This window comes from Persicobacter diffluens (genome assembly GCF_036244895.1).
In the GTDB taxonomy this organism is placed as follows: Bacteria; Bacteroidota; Bacteroidia; order Cytophagales; family Cyclobacteriaceae; genus Persicobacter; species Persicobacter diffluens.
Genome location: NZ_BQKE01000001.1, coordinates 3489714 through 3505028, shown reverse-complemented (window position 1 = coordinate 3505028; position 15315 = coordinate 3489714). Strand labels below are relative to the sequence as shown.

At 43.0% G+C, this 15315-nt stretch carries 14 protein-coding genes; 10 read left to right on the top strand and 4 right to left on the bottom strand.

What is annotated here, in order from left to right; all coding sequences use genetic code 11:
• Positions 1–36: 36 nt before the first annotated feature.
• Positions 37–327: a hypothetical protein gene (locus tag AAA970_RS14505; RefSeq protein WP_338237623.1), complete on the bottom strand. Its 291-nt coding sequence runs from the start codon at positions 325–327 to the stop codon at positions 37–39.
• Between the two features lie 168 nt (positions 328–495).
• Here AAA970_RS14505 and AAA970_RS14500 point away from each other — a divergent pair, with 168 nt between their 5' ends.
• Positions 496–1557: an imelysin family protein gene (locus tag AAA970_RS14500; RefSeq protein ID WP_338237622.1), complete on the top strand. Its 1062-nt coding sequence runs from the start codon at positions 496–498 to the stop codon at positions 1555–1557.
• A gap of 389 nt (positions 1558–1946) precedes the next feature.
• Here the strand turns inward: AAA970_RS14500 and AAA970_RS14495 are convergent, their stop codons facing one another.
• Positions 1947–2399 carry a hypothetical protein gene (locus AAA970_RS14495; protein ID WP_338237621.1) on the bottom strand — a complete coding sequence of 151 codons (453 nt, stop codon included), beginning with the start codon at positions 2397–2399 and terminating at the stop codon, positions 1947–1949.
• A 180-nt stretch (positions 2400–2579) separates the two neighbouring features.
• Here AAA970_RS14495 and AAA970_RS14490 point away from each other — a divergent pair, with 180 nt between their 5' ends.
• Positions 2580–3011 (top strand): hypothetical protein, encoded by a 432-nt coding sequence (locus tag AAA970_RS14490; RefSeq protein ID WP_338237620.1) that lies wholly within the window; start codon positions 2580–2582, stop codon positions 3009–3011.
• A 37-nt stretch (positions 3012–3048) separates the two neighbouring features.
• On the opposite strand, the gene AAA970_RS14485 is transcribed toward AAA970_RS14490, so the two are convergent.
• Positions 3049–5070: an alpha amylase C-terminal domain-containing protein gene (locus tag AAA970_RS14485; RefSeq protein ID WP_338237619.1), complete on the bottom strand. Its 2022-nt coding sequence runs from the start codon at positions 5068–5070 to the stop codon at positions 3049–3051.
• A gap of 440 nt (positions 5071–5510) precedes the next feature.
• Here AAA970_RS14485 and ccoN point away from each other — a divergent pair, with 440 nt between their 5' ends.
• The 8 genes from ccoN to AAA970_RS14445 all read left to right on the top strand — a co-directional run bounded on the left by ccoN (position 5511) and on the right by AAA970_RS14445 (position 13495).
• Positions 5511–7643, top strand: coding sequence for a cytochrome-c oxidase, cbb3-type subunit I (ccoN, locus tag AAA970_RS14480; RefSeq protein WP_338237618.1), 2133 nt, complete (start codon positions 5511–5513; stop codon positions 7641–7643).
• Between the two features lie 56 nt (positions 7644–7699).
• The gene (locus AAA970_RS14475; RefSeq protein WP_053406508.1) at positions 7700–7885 is read left to right on the top strand and encodes a cbb3-type cytochrome c oxidase subunit 3; all 186 of its coding nucleotides are present in this window, start codon (positions 7700–7702) and stop codon (positions 7883–7885) included.
• Between the two features lie 20 nt (positions 7886–7905).
• Complete coding sequence (locus tag AAA970_RS14470) at positions 7906–8748, top strand: cbb3-type cytochrome c oxidase N-terminal domain-containing protein (RefSeq protein ID WP_338237617.1); 843 nt, start codon at positions 7906–7908, stop codon at positions 8746–8748.
• A gap of 310 nt (positions 8749–9058) precedes the next feature.
• Positions 9059–10486 carry a cytochrome c oxidase accessory protein CcoG gene (gene ccoG / locus AAA970_RS14465; RefSeq protein WP_338237616.1) on the top strand — a complete coding sequence of 476 codons (1428 nt, stop codon included), beginning with the start codon at positions 9059–9061 and terminating at the stop codon, positions 10484–10486.
• Positions 10487–10506: 20 nt separating this feature from the next.
• Positions 10507–10947 carry a FixH family protein gene (locus AAA970_RS14460; protein ID WP_338237615.1) on the top strand — a complete coding sequence of 147 codons (441 nt, stop codon included), beginning with the start codon at positions 10507–10509 and terminating at the stop codon, positions 10945–10947.
• Between the two features lie 10 nt (positions 10948–10957).
• On the top strand, positions 10958–11665 hold the full coding sequence (locus AAA970_RS14455; RefSeq protein WP_338237614.1) for a sulfite exporter TauE/SafE family protein: 708 nt from the start codon (positions 10958–10960) through the stop codon (positions 11663–11665).
• 26 nt (positions 11666–11691) lie between these two features.
• Positions 11692–12468, top strand: coding sequence for a GNAT family N-acetyltransferase (locus tag AAA970_RS14450; RefSeq protein WP_338237613.1), 777 nt, complete (start codon positions 11692–11694; stop codon positions 12466–12468).
• A gap of 382 nt (positions 12469–12850) precedes the next feature.
• Positions 12851–13495 carry a hypothetical protein gene (locus tag AAA970_RS14445; RefSeq protein WP_338237612.1) on the top strand — a complete coding sequence of 215 codons (645 nt, stop codon included), beginning with the start codon at positions 12851–12853 and terminating at the stop codon, positions 13493–13495.
• Positions 13496–13572: 77 nt separating this feature from the next.
• Here the strand turns inward: AAA970_RS14445 and AAA970_RS14440 are convergent, their stop codons facing one another.
• Positions 13573–14700, bottom strand: coding sequence for an AAA family ATPase (locus tag AAA970_RS14440; RefSeq protein WP_338237611.1), 1128 nt, complete (start codon positions 14698–14700; stop codon positions 13573–13575).
• Between the last annotated feature and the right edge of the window lie 615 nt (positions 14701–15315).

Genomic DNA, 15315 nt, shown 5'->3' with positions numbered 1-15315 from the left:
TATTCACCGCCAGATTCAGGAACTCGCTTTTATTAGTTAATTATTAGCGCAGTACATTCGTGTCGGCTGATGTTTTATTAGTCCAAATTTGGGCAAGCTTGCTTTTTCCTCATTCATTTGCTTTGTTGGAAAAAACCCGAAATAGGATACTATTCCTTCATTATTTCCCGCCTTGCAGCTAAAAGAGGATTTAAGCTTAAATAATCCGGCTTTAACATAAAAGAAACTAAAAACGAAAATAGAGTGTCCGTAAGGATGCTCTTTTTTTGTCTGAGGAATAATGTGATTGAGTGACTTTCTTATAAAAAAAAACATAATTAATTTCATTATATGGATATTTATAGCGTCATTTACTTGGAAAAATGTTATTCTTGCGCGTAATGTTTTGGTCTTTTTTTAACATTTTTGAAATTTGAATATATTTTTGAAAGATTATCACCTACATCTCGTGACGTTCAAGGATTGAATGGAACTAATCTTATAAATCCTCTTTCGATGATGATTAGAAATAAAAATATTGGCTTCCTCAGGTCTGTACTTTTTTTCATAAGTTGGTCCCTTGCCTTTGCATGCACCAATCAGAAAAGCTTGGAGGAACAAGCTCAACATGACGTTGCCCTTTTTGAAAAAGTAGTAACTGATGTTACTGAGGCGTACGTTATGCCTTCTTCTGTTGTCTTTTTGAAGGACATGCGCGCATTGAACGTAGCGGTGGATAAACTGATATCTCTTAGGAATGAAGATGCCCTGAATACCGTGAAATTGGCCTGGGTGGAGACTTACTTTACCTGGCAAATGATTAGCCTGTTAGATTTTGGGCCAGCAGAAGAATTAATGCTAGCCGACCTGGTGGGTAAATTCCCGGTAGATCCTTCAGCGGTAGTTCCTGATGACAATAATAGACTGCTGGCGGAAGAAAAGGGTCTGATGGCGGTAGAATATATGATTTTTTCGGCCACCACAGAAGAAACTTTGCAGGAAGTTCGAAATTCAGAGACCTTTCGTCAGGCCTTACTGCGGAAAGTAGCTGAAATGAATGAACTAAGTACCCAATATCAACTAAAGTGGCAATCTTATCAAAGTAATTTCGCAAATCAAACCGGAGTGGAAGAAGATCAATCTGTTTCCCAGCTGGTGAGCGCAGCCATTAAGACGATTTCTTTAATGAATGGGAAAAAGTTAGGCAGGCCGATGGGCATTGGCGGAGGTGAGGTTGACTTTGAATTGATTGAAGGTACTTACTCGGGGGAGTCGATGAGTGCTTTGCGATTACAATGGGCATTTTGGAAGGGTTTGTGGAAAGGGGAAATTAATGTCAAAGATTACGAGATGGTGTTTAGTGGATTGGGAGAAATCATAGGAGAGGGGGAACAACGTCAACAATTGGTTGAAAAAATGGCGGAAGTGGATGTACTGTTCGCCCAAGTGAATTTAAAAGATATGAGAAAGGCCATTACCTACTTTCCTGAAGAGATGCAGGCCCTTCAAACCGCATTGGAAGAAATGGAAGTGTTGACGCTTTCCCTACCATCTAGTATGGGGATTGCAGTGAATTAATCGTAAGGAATCTTGTTTAAATATTGATTCTTTAAAAACACCTGATTTCGGTCTGGTATTTCATTTTAAAAAGAGGCTGTTTTCTTAAGTTTTCTTTTTGCTGCAAAGTGGGAAAAAGAAAGCATAATTTGCCGTAAGGAACTTTTGAAAGAGAAGCAGTAAATGTGGCGAAAGTAAGCTTACTCAAATTTGAGGTTTAAAAAATCAGGAAAAACGTGTATAACACCCTGTAAAATTGATGATAGTGTTACGGTTATACGGCGGTAGTGGCATAATAGGGTTAAACACACCCTCAAAAATAAGAGGTAAATTCTTGGCAAGAATACAAAAAAGGCGGTCATTTTGATGACCGCCTTTTTTTAAGCTTTACTTTAAAAATTATCGTGCTTTTAATTGGTTGAGAGGTATTGGGAGGAGCCGGGAGTGGAAATGTCTTTTCGAATGAGCGCTACGGTGTCTAAGCAAAAATTCAGATCATCTACACAATCCTGATAGTTTTTAATGATTTCAGTCTGAGAAGCCCCATTTCGCTTACTAAATATTAAATTTTTTACGGAGGAGCTTAGTTTTTTTTGATGGACAATCAGGCTTTTTAACATGGGGTAAGTGGGAAAGGCCGGGATAAATTGTTTTTCGAGCCATAAGTCAAAATCCTGATCCCCTAATAGCACATCAAGTTTTCCGGAGTCTTCATGCCGATTGGTGACAAATGACCGGAGTGTTTCCTGCCAATTGTTATAATAAAAAGTTGCTTTCGCAAATCCTTCTCTGTAAACCTGGTGATCAACAGAAGTCAATGGAGTGGAATACCGCATTTTCATCTTCACTTGTTCTAAATGCATAAGCCAAATCGGAATAAAAAGTTCTTTTTTACCTAAGAGTCAAATGTATTATTGGTCATAAAAGTATGAAAATGAGTGTTTTATGATGAGTTTTGTGATCTTTTTTTTATCTTTTTTATATCTGTGATGTAATAAAAGTCAGATGGCATATTATTTGAAGCTGCTCCAATGTTAGTTTTTATGCATGCGATATTGGGGATGAAAAAGTGGATTTTAGTCGTTCTAGGGCTTTTTTTTATAAGTTGGAGGTTCAATAGTGAAATGAATCTGGAGGGTAAAGTGAGTGCAACATTCCTCCCAGGTGATCATTATTTGCCGATACGTAACTTTTCCACCAATATTGCGCTGCCCAAAGATTCCACTGTTAAGATGGGCGTGCCTTATAAATTAAATTCCGGTGCCTATGAAGTATATTATGAGGTTTTGAGTCCGGGAAGAGGCTGGAGAAAGGTGGATTATGTCATGGAGCTCAAATCCGATCATGGCCGAAGGGGTGGAATTTGGGGTTTTTCAGAGCAAGGCGCTGATATTGATTATGTGCTTCATCTGGGGCAGGAACCCATATTGAAAAGGAATATACGGAATGATCGGAGGGTTTACCGTCGATCATAAAAAAAGCCCGAATCGGAAATGGATTCGGGCTTTTTCGTTATTTCTTTTTCTTCTTTTTTACTTTTTGGAAAACCAGTGCGGTACGGTTAGTGAGGTAAATGCTGAGCTTTTGCTCCTCATTGGTTGTGTAGACCATTTTGGTGTTCACCCGGTTAAAACCTCCGTATTCCGGATCATCCGAGGAAAGTATGATTTTATAATCTCCTTCCTCCGGTACCCAGAATTGATAGGCCGGAATGGCATTTTCCGGATGGAAGTTAAAGACAAAAATCAAATCACCTCTTTTGAAAATAATGGTATTGTTGACCTCGTCCAGGTTTAATTGTTCGGCCGGATTCACCGTCAGGGTTTTGTGCTGACTGATCACATCGATCATAGCGGCATCAAAATCTTTCAGGTAATGGTATTTCAGATATTCTGCATCCGCCAGGCTCCACTGGCGGCGGGCATGCTGATAGCTCCAGTTATTACCTTCCCTTGGAAAATCGATCCATTCGGGATGCCCGAATTCATTCCCCATAAAGTTCAGATAGCCTTCCCCGCCCAAAGACATGGTGAAGAGGCGGATCATCTTGTGCAGGGCAATGCCGCGGTCAATGATTAGGTTTTCTCCCTCCTTGCTCATGTGCCAGTACATCTCCTTGTCCATGAGCCAAAAGGCAACAGTTTTATCCCCGACAATGGCCTGGTCATGAGATTCTGCATAGGCAATAGAGCGCTCCTGGTATCGGCGGTTGGTCATCACACTCCATAACTCCTGTACGTTCCAGTCCTCATCATTTTTATGTTTCAGGTATTTGATCCAGAAATCCGGAATGCCCATCTGCAAACGGAAATCAAAGCCCAATCCCCCTTCTTTTACCGGTCGGCAGAGCCCGGGCATTCCACTCATATCCTCTGCAATAGTGATTGCTTCCGGATTAATCTCATGTGCAAGCGTATTGGCTAATTGTAAATAGCTCAAGGCATCCCAATCCACCAGATCCACAAAATATTTGTCATAGTGATCGAAGCTCACATGGTCCCCGTGGTGTAGGTACATTAAGGAAGTAATGCCATCAAAACGGAAGCCATCCACATGGTACTCCTCCATCCAGTAGCGCACATTGGACAATAAAAATTGCTTCACCTCCCATTTTCCATAATTGAACAATTTGGAGTCCCAGGCATCGTGGTTTCCTCGTCCGCCAGCATGAAAGTACTGGTGGTCGGAGCCATCAAACTCATTAATGCCTTCTGCCAGATTTTTTACCGCATGAGAATGTACCAGATCTATGACGATGGCCAGGTCTAGTTTGTGTGCCTTATTGACCAAATATTTGAAATCATTCGGATTGCCGAAGCGACTGGAAGGGGCAAAAAAGTTAGAGACATGATAACCGAAAGAGCCATAATAAGGATGTTCCGCAATGGCCATTAATTGTACGGTATTGTATCCAAGCGATTTTATTCTTGGTAAAATGTCATCTGCAAACTCCCGGTAACTTCCTACTTTGGCTTCCTCACTTCCCATGCCCACATGTCCTTCATAGATGATGGGTTGCTTTTTTTGTTTTTTGGAAGAAAAAGATTTGTCCCCCCAGCGGAAAGCTTTTTCATTTAAGGCTACTGCGGAGAAAAGATGTGTTTCCGGATCCTGTTCTACCAAACGAGCATAAGCCGGGAGTCTATCCCAGGTGCCATTATTGCCCACTACCTGCACCTTAAACAAAGAGTTTTCGGTCAGTTCTTCTTCAGGAAGCGAAATTTCCCAAATGCCGCCTTCCCCTCTGCTTAGCGGGTGACTTTCCCGGTTCCAATGGTTAAATTCTCCTACCAAATGCAGAGAATGTGCCTCTGGCGCCCACTCTTTATAGACCCACCGCTTTTTTCTTTTGTCCAGATGCAAGCCCATTTCTTTATAGGCACCGGCGAAGTCCACAAGGCTTCCACTGGCACTTTCAATTTCTTTTAGTGCTGACTGAAAGCGGCTGATTCTACCGTTGATTTCTTCGGTATAGGGTTCCAGCCACGGATCATCCTGAACCAGTTTTGGTTTGTTGGCAGTAGTTTTTGACATATAAATTGAGGGTTAGGGGAATGAAATTCCGAAAAGTGAAAAAAGGTAAAGTTCTTTCTACTAGTTATGGAATTAAGTTGATATTGTCCAATTTAAATAAAAAAAGGGATAAATAACGGCCTAAAAAATGCGCCTGATCATATTCTGAAATTCAGGCTGATAATTTTAGAAAATCGCCATCTGTAATAAGCCCGAAGGAGGGGAATTATTTAAAAAAAGAATATTTTTTTGGGCAGGCCTCGATTTGGGTAATTTATTAGAATATTAATTTAATCATATGTTAATGCAACTTATGGATGCATTTAATAAGTAAAGTACAAAAATTGATTTTTGGTTTATTACGCAACCGACAAAAGTTATAATCTCAACTGACAAATGTCATGTTTTGAGGTAATTCATCTCTTTAACTTCGTTAAGATGAACTATTGTACTTTTAAGCTATGCATTTAGAGAAGTTTCGTTATGACAACAAGATAGTGAAGTATTTCGCTATCGCCACCGTCATCTGGGGTATCGTCGGTATGTTGGTGGGTTTAATCATTGCGTTGCAACTTTTCATTCCGGACCTCAACTTTCATACGGCGTTTTTAACTTTTGGCCGTATCCGTCCATTGCACACCAATGCGGTGATTTTTGCCTTTGTGGGCAATGGTATTTTTGCGGGGGTTTATTATTCATTACAGCGCTTACTGAAAGCACGGATGTTTAATGATGCCCTTTCATGGATCCATTTTTGGGGCTGGCAATTGATTATTGTTGCGGCAGCAATTACACTACCTTTGGGAATAACCACCTCAAAGGAGTATGCTGAATTGGAATGGCCGATTGATATTGCCATTACCTTAATTTGGGTCGTTTTTGGTATCAACATGTTGGGTACCATCATCAAGAGAAGAGAGCGTCATATGTACGTGGCCGTTTGGTTCTACATCGCCACTTTTGTGACGGTGGCGGTATTGCACGTGGTCAACTCTTTTGAATTACCCGTTACTTTTTGGAAGTCCTATTCCCTATATGCCGGGGTGCAGGATGCCTTGGTGCAGTGGTGGTATGGACACAATGCAGTAGCATTCTTCCTGACAACACCTTATTTGGGTCTGATGTACTACTTCTTGCCTAAAGCGGCGAACAGACCGGTATATTCTTATAAACTGTCCATTATTCACTATTGGGCATTGATTTTCATTTACATCTGGGCGGGTCCTCACCACCTGTTGTACACCTCATTACCGGATTGGGCGCAGACCTTGGGAACCGTATTCTCAGTGATGTTGATCGCTCCATCCTGGGGGGGTATGCTGAATGGTTTACTGACCCTTCGTGGGGCATGGGACAGAGTTCGTGAAGATGCAGTATTGAAGTTCATGGTCGTTGCGGTGACTTGTTACGGTATGGCGACCTTCGAAGGACCGATGCTTTCTTTGAAAAATGTGAATGGTTTCGTTCACTTTACCGACTGGATCATTGCCCACGTTCACGTTGGTGCTTTGGGATGGAACGGATTTCTGACCTTCGGTATGTTGTATTATTTGGTGCCAAAAATGTGGAACACCAAATTGTACTCTGCAAAATTGGCCAATGTTCACTTCTGGGTGGGTACTTTGGGAATCGTCTTCTATGCCATTCCAATGTACGTTTCCGGCGTAACACAAGGTTTGATGTGGCGTCAGTTCACCATTGAAGGTGTATTGCAGTATGGTAATTTCCTAGATACCGTTACGCAGATTATCCCATTCTATGTGCTTCGTGCATTTGGTGGATTCTTGTATTTGGGTGGTGCCTTCATCATGGCCTACAACCTTTACAAAACTGCCGCTCAGGGTGTATTCCAAGAAGAGGAAGAAGCAGAAGCACCTGCTTTGGAGAAGAAGAAAATTATCGGAGGCCACTGGCACTCTAAGCTAGAGCGTAAATCCATCGTTTTCTCGGCGCTTTCTTTAGTAGCGATCGCGATTGGTGGAGCAGTTGAGATGGTCCCTACCTTCCTGGTAGATTCCAATATTCCAACGATTGAAAATGTAAAACCTTACACACCGCTGGAACTACATGGTCGTGACCTGTATATCAGAGAGGGTTGTGTGGGTTGTCACTCTCAGATGGTTCGTCCTTTCCGTTTTGAAACCGAGCGTTTCGACGAGTACTCCAAAGCCGGAGAATTCGTGTACGATCACCCATTCCTTTGGGGGTCCAAGCGTACCGGTCCGGATTTGGCGCGCTTAGGTGGTCGTTACTCCGACTCCTGGCATTACAACCACATGATGGATCCTACCAGTACATCACCAGGCTCTATTATGCCACCTTATCCATGGTTGTTTGAGCAGGCTTATGATGCCAACGAGATCCCTGCTAAAGTGACTGCCATGCGCACTTTGGGAGTTCCTTATGAAGAGGGCTACGAGGATCAGGTCGTGATGGATGTACAGCAGCAGGCGAAGCAAATTGCCGCAAACCTGAAAGCAGAGATTAATGTGGACGTTCAACCGGAAGCGGAAATTGTGGCTTTGATTTCTTATCTGCAGCGATTGGGCACCGACATTAAAGTGAAGCCTGAGCAGGTAGCAGCAGCTAAATAATTCACCAAAATCCTCTCTGGTGCAACCGGGGAGGTTTTTGTAAAACGAATCCAATTATGTTTAAACATTATTTCGAGCGGGTATACAATGTAGAAGTTTGGCCGATTATTTCGCTGATCATCTTCTTTACATTTTTTGTGGGCTTGCTGTGGTATGTTTGGAAAATGTCAAAATCACATGTTGACAAGATGAGCAATATGCCACTGGAGGAGGACCCGAACGATGATTTGGAGGATAATTAGAAAGGATAACCCTAAATCTTATGAATACTAAAGCATTCAAATATAAAGCGGTGGCGGCAATGGCTTTGCTGATGGGCATGATGCCCGAGCTGGCCTTTGCGCAGTCCGGAGGGGGGCTTGATGAAGCCACAGCCCTCAAAATCATGCTTGGGTTGACGACGGCGATTTCTCTGGGGGTTTTGTTGGTGGCGATTTTCACCCTGAAGGTGGTGAATACCGTGATGCAACAGGAAGCGGAGAAAAAGGCAGAGGCGGAAGGAAAAGAGTTGGTACGTCAGTCCTGGTGGTGGGGAATTGCGAACGAAGCCGTTCCAATCGAACAGGAGGAGGAAATCCTGTTGGACCATAATTATGATGGCATTCAGGAACTGGATAACCATTTGCCACCCTGGTGGAAAGCCCTTTTTGCGGCCACGGTGGTTTTCGGGGTCATTTACGTAGGGGTTTACCACGTTTTCAATCTGGCACCATTGTCCGGCAAAGCTTATGATATCGAAATGGCGGAAGCCGCATTGAAAGCTGCAGACATCGATGAATCCAATGTGACGTTATTGACGGATGATGCCGGCCTTACACGCGGAGAGGAAATCTTTGTGGGTAAATGTGTGGTTTGTCATGGAAAGCAGGGCGAAGGAAAAATTGGCCCTAACCTGACGGATGAGTACTGGATCCACGGCGGAGGTATTAAGGATGTCTTCAAGGTGGTGAAAGATGGTGGTCGCCCTGGGAAAGGGATGATTTCCTGGAAGAAGCAGTTGTCCGCAAAAGACATGCAGGCTGTTTCTTCTTATATTCTGACCCTACAGGGTACTAACCCTCCCAATGCGAAAGAAGCAGAGGGAGAAAAGTATGTGGCGAATTAAAATAAATGAACATAGCCGGAAAAATCGGGAGGACTGGAGTTCTCCCGCTTTTTGGTTTTAACCGGATTATTCATCGCGGTGAGTAGTTAACATATTGTTGTGATCAATAAGATTGTTAAAAACGGAGCATTAAAATAAACAACTTACTTATTTTAGTAAGCGGACATTCTCACTGCCTGGATGCCTTGTGATAAATCATTCGAAATAGTTTTCCTATTCCCTCTTATTTTACACCTTGTGGCTGAACAGTGAATGATGTTTGAATCACCCGGTCAAACCCCCTCGGTTTTTAGCCGAAAATATCAAAGTCATGGCGGAGGAAACCAATTTTTACGAATATGATTCCCAGTTCCGGGATACCATCTCCACGGTGGATGAACAGGGAAAACGCATATGGATTTACCCCAAGAAACCTTCGGGCAGATTCCATAAAGCCAGAGTTTATGTCGCCATCTTTTTATTGGCATTGTTTTTTGTGACGCCATTCATTCAGATCGATGGCCACCCTTTCTTTCTTTTTAATGTATTCGAGCGAAAATTCATCATTTTCGGCGTGGCTTTCTGGCCACAGGATTTCATCCTCTTTGCATTAGCCTTTATTGCTTTCGTCGTCTTTATCGTGCTCTTTACGGTCGTCTTTGGGCGGTTTTGGTGCGGTTGGGCATGTCCACAAACGGTGTTTATGGAGATGGTCTTTCGCAAGATTGAGTATTGGATTGAAGGAGATGCACCACAGCAGCGTAAGCTGGACAAAGCCCCCTGGACACAGGGAAAGATCCTTAAAAAGGGTTCAAAGCACATCATTTTCATCGTAATTTCTCTGCTGATTGCCCATACGGCCATGGCCTATCTGATTGGGATTGAGGAGGTGAAGGAGATCGTGAGCAAGTCCCCTATGGAGAACCTAAGTGGGTTCATCGGGCTGATTGCCTTTACCGCGATATTCTATGGCGTATTTGCCAAATTCCGGGAGCAGGCCTGTACGACGGTTTGTCCTTACGGAAGATTTCAGGGCGTATTTTTAGACAAGAAATCCATCGTGGTAGCCTATGACTGGTTGCGCGGGGAGAAGCGTGGAAAGCTGAAGAAAAATCAGGCTCCGGCACCAGATCAGGGAGATTGTATAGATTGTAAACTTTGCGTGCATGTTTGCCCAACGGGTATTGACATTCGCAATGGGACGCAATTGGAGTGCGTGAATTGTACGGCTTGTATCGATGTTTGTGATGAGGTAATGGACAAGGTGGACAAGCCTCGTGGCCTGATTCGCTACACTTCAGAAGAACAAATTCAGCACGGACACAATGAGATTTTCAATGCCCGCTCTATTGCCTATTCGGTAGTATTGTGTCTGATTTTGGGATTATTGACCATTTTATTGGCTACCCGAACGGATGTGGAGGTAACGATGCTTCGTGTACCGGGCATGTTGTATCAGGAGACGGATGAGGGAGAAATTCAGAACCTCTATAATGTTAAATTTGTCAATAAAACCTTCGAAGAGGTCAACCTGGAAGTGAAGCTGGAAAACTTCCCGGATGGCGTCATTGAGCGGGTTGGTGGAGAAGCCATTCAAGTGGGGGCCAATGCTCTGACCGATGCCACCTTCTTTATTCGAATTCCCAAAAGTCAAATATCAGCCACCAAGACTAAATTGGAAGTCGGGGTTTATCAGGACGGGGAGTTAATGGTGACCGAGGATATTAACTTTCTCGGGCCGATAGTATTGAAAAAATAGCAAGCGAAAAGGATAATATCATGAGTTGGGGAAAAGGAATTATTTTAGCCACTGCGGCCTTTATGATCTTCATTGTTTCATTGGTGGTGATGATGGTACGTTCGGATCAGCATTTGGTATCCAAGGATTATTATAAGCAAGAATTGGCCTATCAGGAGCAGATTGAGCGCATCAAAAATGTACAGGCATTGAGCGAGGAAGTGCGGGTGGAGTTGTCGGAAGACAAACAGACGGCCATTGTGAGTTTACCGCAGGAAGTGATTGGCTCCCTGAAAGAGGGCGAAATTTACTGGTTCCGTCAGGACGATGCTACTCAGGATGTGTCCGTACCGATGGAAGACAATGAAATCGCGCGTTGGGTATGTGACCTGTCAGAAATGAAAAAGGGCAAATGGCGTGTGCGCACCAGTTGGTCTGATGGGCAGAAGGAATATTATGACGAAAAGGTGATCATGCTTTAAAACAAGAGAGATGGTGTTGTGGTCAATCGCTTTTTTAATCGGCCTGATGGGCAGTATGCACTGCATTGGCATGTGTGGCCCGATCAGTATGGCTTTGCCGATGCCGGACCGGAAGTTGGGAACGGTGCTGAAAGTTACGCTGATGTACAATCTGGCAAGGAGCTTCAGCTATATGTTGCTGGGTGCCCTGCTCGGTATCATTGGCTTTGGATTCAGTTTGGCCGGAACGCAACAAGTCCTCTCCATCGTAATGGGCGCATTGATGTTGGTAGCGATTTTATTACCCCAAAAATACCGCCTTCGATTGGAGCAGGCCGCCGGGAATCCAGTGGCAGGAAAGATTAAGAAAGGCTTCGGCTATTTTTTCAAAAAAAGAACCACACTGGCTTTTGCCGGAGTTGGATTCCTAAATGGGTTTTTACCTTGTGGACTCGTCTACATGGCACTTGCAAGTGCTTTGGCCATCGGCGACTGGCAACAATCCGCTCTGTATATGGGCATTTTCGGATTAGGGACCTGGCCGATGATGGTGTCCGTAAATCTGGCAGGTAACTGGTGGGCGTCGAGTCAATGGCGCCATAAATTCTATAAAGCGGTACCCGTTTTCACCTTTGTGATTGCGGTGATGTTTATCCTCCGGGGGTTAAATCTCGGAATTCCCTATCTGAGTCCGGAGATCAGAGTCTCGGCAGGGGAGCAGATAGAGGCCTGTGATTGATTTTTTAACTTAAATCCCCTGCGCCCATGGAAGATTTCATTCAACTCACCTCAGAAAATATTGATCAGGAACATATTTGTTGTGCATTCTCAGACAAGAAATGCCAGGAGAGCTATGCGCTGAAGAAGGAATGGCTCAAACAGGAGTTTGAAAATGGCTTTACCTTCCTCCGGCTGGATGAAAGGGCCAAGGTGTTTCTGGAATATGTACCGGCAGAAAATGCCTGGATTCCGGTAATAGCGCCGGATTATCTGATGTTGAACTGCTTTTGGGTATCCGGAAAATACAAGGGTAATGGTTATGGCAAGGCCTTAATCCAAAAAGCACTTGAAGAGGCCGATCAATCGGGCAAAAATGGCCTGGTAGCGGTGGTGGGCACCAAAAAGTTCCATTTTATGACCGACGGGAAATGGTTGCAACGTCAGGGCTTTGTGGAAGTGGAAAGACTGGACAGTGGTTTTAGTCTTTTGGTAAAGAAAATCAAAACGGATGCCCCGGATCCTGTATTCAATGAAAATTGCCGGAGTGGCGAATGTGAGGAAAATGAAGGACTGGTGGCCTATTATTCTCATCGTTGTCCTTTTGCGGAATATCATGTGCAGCACTCCTTACAGGCCACCGCAGAAAGCAAAGGAATCCCTTTAAAATTGATCCGGTTGGAATCCAAAATGCAGGCGCAAAATTGCCCCTCCCCTGCCACGATCTTTAGTCTTTTTTATCAAGGAAAATTCCTCACCACTGATTTGAGTGTATGTATGGAAGCCCGCTTTGATAAATTTATGAGCAAGTTGCAATTGCTTTAGCTAGTCATCCGGTCTTTGTAGGTCACCATGCTGTGGCATAACCTGAATTATAAGCTGCTAAGTGAGTTGATGTTTTTAACTAATTTATTAATAGTGGTTTATGGGTTGTTTTTCGCAGCCCGAATCTGGGAGGGCTTGTATTTCGTCATTTACCTGTTTCCTTGGAAAAACCGAAGCAGGTAAGCTAACCTTCATTTTATTGCCTTGTAGCTGAACGTGGAATTAAGAATGATTATCCGGCTTAGGGATGGAGGTATTGTTGAAGCTCATTTTGGCAAGTGCAGAGTATTACTGATTTTAGAGATTTTTCCGCCAAAATAGCGACTACCGACAGCCCGCCCTGAGCCAGCGAAGGGAAGCCCCTGAAAAAAAAAATTAATTAATGAAGACAAAGAAAGTTAGAGGACATAGAAGAAGGTGGCGGGCGATTGACCATTGGGTTGAGTATGATAGACACCTTGATTTGGGCTATCTCCGGCAATATCAACGGGCGTATACGAAAATCGGTGTTCGTCCTTGGAATGGAATTTCCATTACGGAGAGTGAATTTGCCGAAGTCCGTAAAAAGACCCGGATAAAAATGCTGGAAGGCTTGATGGAGATTTACGATGTTTGGAAAAGGGATTTGGAAGCAATGGGAGTGCCTTATTATTTGAAAATTTGGTGGTATGAACCCCGGGTTTCGCAATCTCAGGTGGTGGCTGCGATAGGAGAGTCTATAAATTACTATGAAAGCATTTTTTATAAGCCAAAAGGTAGTGAGGAAAAGCGACCAACAGGAATTTTATTAAATGAACCAGCTTCTGATTTTAGGTGGAGTTATCATTGGGATGAAGATCACTGGGATAATGGCCAGCAAACCGAAGGGATTTATGATTTTGAGGAGGAATATGATTGGGAGCGAAAATGGCTAGAGAAAATCAAGCGGAAGCCCCATCGAATATCGAAGATTATTGCCCCTGATGGAGAAGAAGTTGAACTTTATTCTTTCAGAAGAGGAGTGGTTTGGGTGGGTGAATTTGATTAAAGTTTTTCATTGAACTAAAAGTGCGAACAGACGTTACTTCGAGAATCTGTTCGCACTTTTGATTGAAGGCATTTTTGCTAGTACAATAACCCCAATGCCCAAAGCGGAATATTCCGCTCCTCCCCTTTCTCTATCAAAGGATTGACTTTTATGGCTTCGGTAAGGGCTTTCAATTCTTTCTTACTTCTGGCTTTTTCCCCCACGGCCAGCACCAGCTTTTCATCTACCAAAAAATCTCCGAATTCGGGACTTGCCAATTCATGTTTCACCTTTAAATGTGTAAAAGCGAAGGCCTCATACAGGTTTTGTGGGGATTGGTTTTTGATGATTTCCCGATACGTGCTCAGGTTTCCGAAAAATAATTTATCTACAGGCCGGATGGCCTTGATGCCTTTGGTGGCCTTTTTTAGAAAATGAATGATTTCGGCCTGTTCCAATAATTGTAATAGTTCATTAAGAGATGGCCGGCTCATGTCAATGGCTAGAGCCAACTGTGAGGTGTTGGGCTTATCGGGAGCCTGATTGGCTAAAAGGTAACACAGGTGCTTCAGTTTAAATCCCGTGCTGGCTTTTAATTGTGCGAATTGTACCAGCTCTCTTTCCAGACTCAGTCCCAAGTCTTCCAAGGCATCCCCTTGATTAAAGTGATGCAGATAATCTTCAAATAGCGCCAGCGGTCGGATTTTGGATTTTTCCAGCCAGTCCAAATATTGATGGGACAGGATTTCCTCTAAAGTGAGTGGAGGTGCCGTAATTTGGTGTTTGACCGCAAGATATTCCCGGAATGAAAAAGAGGGAAGCTGATAGATTTTTCCATCGCTCTGAATGGCAGTAAATTTCCGGTGATGCTGATGGATGGGCGGAATACTGAATATAATCTGGAATTTGGGCAAGGCTTTCCGGATGCTGATGAGCTGACTGATCCAGTCTGGCTGTCGGTGGAAATCATCAATAAAGGCGCTGTTCCCTCCTCTTGCCTCAAAGAGCGTGAGATGATCTAATATTTGCTCATGGGTGAATTTAAAATCTCCGGCATTCAAATAAAGGGCTTTATCTCCAAAATCATCCTTTTTGAGTTGCAGGAAGGAGGTTTTGCCTGAAGCCTGCCCTCCAATGATACCAATTAAAGGGTGCTTCCAATCAATTTGTTGATCAATAAAGCGAGGAATGAGGCACGTTTGCACCGGGAGAAGAAGTGTACTCATGTCTGATAATTTAAAAAATTGCAAAGGATACCTTTATAATGAGTAAAAATACTACGATCCAATTTAGCATATTTTGAGACAATTGTAAGTTGTAATTTTCACAATTGATACTTCTTTTTCTAAACTAATTATGAATCGCTTCTGTAGCGGTTTAGGAGTGAAAAATATCAGACTGTTGAGTTTTGTGTATTAGGGATATCGGTGATTTTTTTTGCGAATTAAACTTTGGCATTCCATAGCCTTTATTGGCAACTTATTCAATCACTTTTGGAGTAGTTAATTAGGGGGTGGTATCGATTTTTATAGAATTCGGGATTGACTCTATAATGATAATTTTAGTTTACACTTTTTAATTAATTATGGTCAATATAATGGTCTTTAATTTATTGTTTTGATTGGGTCAGAAAAAGCTTCATTTGTCTCATTCTGCGCATCTTTCCGGACTTGATTGGTAATTTTTAACAATGGCGTTTTTTTTAGCTATCGGGGATGCCTTTAAACTGAAGTTTGTCATGTTTTGGGATAGGAGGGATCAATTGAAATATTGGCATAAACCCGTAAAACGGGCAATTTTAATGATAATTATCAGTTGTTTTGTTTGTCAAAGGCAGATCT

Bases quoted from the DNA above. Each gene is read 5' to 3' on its own strand.
- ccoN (WP_338237618.1), top strand. From the start codon at position 5,511: ATGCATTTAGAGAAGTTTCGTTATGACAACAAGATAGTGAAGTATTTC.
- AAA970_RS14450 (WP_338237613.1), top strand. From the start codon at position 11,692: ATGGAAGATTTCATTCAACTCACCTCAGAAAATATTGATCAGGAACAT.
- ccoG (WP_338237616.1), top strand. From the start codon at position 9,059: ATGGCGGAGGAAACCAATTTTTACGAATATGATTCCCAGTTCCGGGAT.
- AAA970_RS14495 (WP_338237621.1), bottom strand. From the start codon at position 2,399: ATGCATTTAGAACAAGTGAAGATGAAAATGCGGTATTCCACTCCATTG.
- AAA970_RS14490 (WP_338237620.1), top strand. From the start codon at position 2,580: ATGCATGCGATATTGGGGATGAAAAAGTGGATTTTAGTCGTTCTAGGG.
- AAA970_RS14440 (WP_338237611.1), bottom strand. From the start codon at position 14,700: ATGAGTACACTTCTTCTCCCGGTGCAAACGTGCCTCATTCCTCGCTTT.
- AAA970_RS14475 (WP_053406508.1), top strand. From the start codon at position 7,700: ATGTTTAAACATTATTTCGAGCGGGTATACAATGTAGAAGTTTGGCCG.
- AAA970_RS14485 (WP_338237619.1), bottom strand. From the start codon at position 5,070: ATGTCAAAAACTACTGCCAACAAACCAAAACTGGTTCAGGATGATCCG.
- AAA970_RS14445 (WP_338237612.1), top strand. From the start codon at position 12,851: ATGAAGACAAAGAAAGTTAGAGGACATAGAAGAAGGTGGCGGGCGATT.
- AAA970_RS14455 (WP_338237614.1), top strand. From the start codon at position 10,958: ATGGTGTTGTGGTCAATCGCTTTTTTAATCGGCCTGATGGGCAGTATG.
- AAA970_RS14505 (WP_338237623.1), bottom strand. From the start codon at position 327: ATGAAATTAATTATGTTTTTTTTTATAAGAAAGTCACTCAATCACATT.
- AAA970_RS14500 (WP_338237622.1), top strand. From the start codon at position 496: ATGATGATTAGAAATAAAAATATTGGCTTCCTCAGGTCTGTACTTTTT.
- AAA970_RS14470 (WP_338237617.1), top strand. From the start codon at position 7,906: ATGAATACTAAAGCATTCAAATATAAAGCGGTGGCGGCAATGGCTTTG.
- AAA970_RS14460 (WP_338237615.1), top strand. From the start codon at position 10,507: ATGAGTTGGGGAAAAGGAATTATTTTAGCCACTGCGGCCTTTATGATC.